The following is a 540-nucleotide window of genomic DNA, read 5'->3' as shown; positions in this document are numbered from 1 at the left end:
AGTTCAGCCTGAAGACCATTCCATTCTTTCTCATTTTACCGGGTCCCTGAACTGATATCTTTACTACAGAGGCACATCACCGTGAAAAATGCCAGTATGCACTGGCATATACCCCTGTTTGTAGTTATCACTCAGGTCCATGGACAAGGAAAGAGTATTCGTAACTTGATAGATACTGCCAAATCCTGTTGTTTGGAGTTTGCCCCTGCCTTACTCATCGGCTAGCCTTTCGTGCTTGGGTTGAATCGAGGGTTATGCTCGTTGCAAAGGCTGGCAAATACCTCATGGCTTTGGTTTATCCTGACCGTTTCTCTCGCTATTGTTGTTGATGCGAGTACAGATAAGCAGGTGAGTCGCTGTACTCTTGTTTTGCCATCAGCAGAAGGGGGGGCGGCAGATATCATCTTAACAGGCCGTATCCGCACATCATCGCCTGCCGTTCAGCCTTTGGACGACACATTCTGTGTATCAGGTCCGGGCAATACCCTGCTTTGCCAGGGGGTTGGGCGTCCATCAAAAATCAGGTTGCCACGCCAGGAC

The organism is Parendozoicomonas verongulae (genome assembly GCF_009711465.1).
GTDB classification, from domain to species: domain Bacteria; phylum Pseudomonadota; class Gammaproteobacteria; order Pseudomonadales; family Endozoicomonadaceae; genus Sansalvadorimonas; species Sansalvadorimonas verongulae.
Note: the sequence above shows the minus strand (reverse complement) of the source record.